The organism is Bradyrhizobium sp. PRIMUS42 (assembly GCF_023006515.1).
Classification (GTDB): domain Bacteria; phylum Pseudomonadota; class Alphaproteobacteria; order Rhizobiales; family Xanthobacteraceae; genus Bradyrhizobium.
In genome coordinates, this window is sequence record NZ_JALBGZ010001137.1 from 1 (window position 1) to 1,336 (window position 1,336).

Below are 1,336 nucleotides of genomic sequence, written 5' to 3' on the forward strand. Positions count from 1 at the left end.
CGCTGTCACCGCAGCCGCTCAGTGATTCCGCTCGTACGCCGCAAGGCAATCCCGACGCTCATCCGGCAGTCACCACCAGCGAGGAAGCCGCCAAGCTGACGCCCGAACAGGTGCACTGGCATGGCCGCCATCGCGGCTGGGGCCACCGTCATTGGCGCCGGCATCGTCGGCGCTGGCACCGCCGCCATCACTGGTAAGCTCGCCGCAGCGCGTGAATTGGACGGGGATCGCAGCCAGCAGTCCCCGTTTCGATTCCGAGGTGCTCCAATTCGCGGCGAATCGTCAGGCCCCCAAAAAACGAAAAATGGCCGCGCAGGCTTTCGCCGCGCGGCCATTTCGCAAACGTTAATGGACGAGATCAGAACGGGCGGCAGCGGCCAGCGTACCAGCGGAAGCCATAGGGGCACACGCGCGCGCGGGGCACGACGACGACCGGCGGAGCCACCACCACGGGGGCGGGACGCACCACGACTGCGCCACGCATCGGGCGGCAATTGCCATAGGGACCGCGATAGAACCCTCGGCCGCAGCCCTCGGCGGCGCTGGCCGCCTCGCTGAAACCAACGACCGCGCTGGCGAGCATGGCGGCGGCGAACAGGTATTTCATTTGATCTTCCTTCTCGTCCTTGGGGCAAGTCTTTGGGGTTGGCGCTTGCGGCGCACAATGAATCAAAAGACACGATTCGACATGTCAAATCTTGCAACACATCGACACGGCGCGATCCAAACCTGCCAATCATGACCTGAATGCGGCATGAACGTTCGCCGCGTGCGGTCTGGGACGACAGAAGCTGACGCAGGCGGACGGGAAGGCCCGGCATCAGCACCTGAAGCGCGCGCGGTCAGTCCTTTCCGTTACCGAACAGTGCGGCAAACTGCTTCTCGCCGGTGCGGGTGAAATTCACGACGCGGCTGCCGGGCGTGGCATCGCGAGCCGCCCATTTCAGCTCGGCGAAGCGCTGCATCATGGCGGCCCCCAGCGTGCCCGCGAGGTGATGCCGCCGCTCGCTCCAGTCGAGGCAGGCCTTACACACCGGGCGGCGCGGGTGGCTCAGCATATCGGGCGAGATCTGCAGATGCTTGGCGAGGAAGCGCTCGCCCTCGGCCGTCAACTCGATGTCCTGCTTCTTCTGCCTGACCAGATTCCGCTCGCGCAGGGAATCGAGCATTTGCACGCCGAGATCGCCGGCGAGATGGTCGTAGCAGATCCGCGCGCGCCGCAACGCCGGATCCTTCGCGCTTCGCAGATGCTCGGCAAGCTCGCTGAGCTGCTCGACCTCGCGCCGGTACACCGCCTCGAACAGATCCTCGCGCGTCGGGAAGTGCCGATAGAGCG

General features: G+C 65.6%; 3 protein-coding genes. 1 reads left to right on the top strand and 2 read right to left on the bottom strand.

The features are described from left to right. The coding region (locus MOV75_RS38370; RefSeq protein ID WP_247008037.1) for a twin-arginine translocation (Tat) at positions 1–197 on the top strand (197 nt) is incomplete at its 5' end. Positions 198–358: 161 nt separating this feature from the next. Here the strand turns inward: MOV75_RS38370 and MOV75_RS38375 are convergent. Then, on the bottom strand, positions 359–607 hold the full coding sequence (locus MOV75_RS38375) for a hypothetical protein (protein ID WP_247008038.1): 249 nt from the start codon (positions 605–607) through the stop codon (positions 359–361). Between the two features lie 235 nt (positions 608–842). Then, positions 843–1,336 (bottom strand): transcriptional regulator (locus MOV75_RS38380; RefSeq protein WP_247008039.1); only part of this gene is annotated, 494 nt, incomplete at its 5' end.